Consider the following 588-nt stretch of genomic DNA (forward strand, 5'->3'; position numbering starts at 1 on the left):
CAGCTTACGCTTGTGATAAGCCTCAACTTTGGGAATCATTTGCTTAGAGATATTAGACACTTGAGCTGGACTATAATGACTACCATACATTTTCTCGATTAAATCAGCTATTTCTCTAGTGGTTACACCCTTAGAATAAAGTTTTATAACCATGTCTTCTAAGAGATCAGTATGTTGTTTATAGTCTGGCAGAGTGTGTTGATGAAACATACCATTGCGATCTCGTGGCACTTGTACCTCAATTGATCCAAATTGAGTATCAATCTTACGAAAATACGCACCATTTCTAGAATTACCAGTATTCCAGCCGTTTCTGGCATAAGGATCATATCCTAAAAAGGCAGTCAATTCAGATTCTAACAAGTCATTAACAGCTTGTTGGATTTCATTACGAAGCAAATCATTAATTTTATCTTGATTGAATAGAGCTTGAGTTATATTTTTGGTAAAATCATTCATGAAGGAGTTCTTCTTTCTGTATGTGTTTTTTGTTCAAACCAATCATACGAGAAAGGGACTCCTTTTTCTAATATTTTATGAAATTAAATTAAGGAATCATTCATCCTTACACAAACTATTTTACGGTCT

General features: G+C 33.8%; 1 protein-coding gene. It reads right to left on the minus strand.

Features of this window, described 5'->3' with window-relative positions; genetic code table 11:
- Positions 1–459, minus strand: a 459-nt coding sequence (locus tag JCM6256_RS10285; protein ID WP_035438609.1) for an IS256 family transposase, incomplete at its 3' end; no start/stop codon positions are given.
- Positions 460–588 lie beyond the last annotated feature (129 nt).

This window comes from Lactobacillus hamsteri DSM 5661 = JCM 6256, assembly GCF_000615445.1.
Taxonomy (GTDB): domain Bacteria; phylum Bacillota; class Bacilli; order Lactobacillales; family Lactobacillaceae; genus Lactobacillus; species Lactobacillus hamsteri.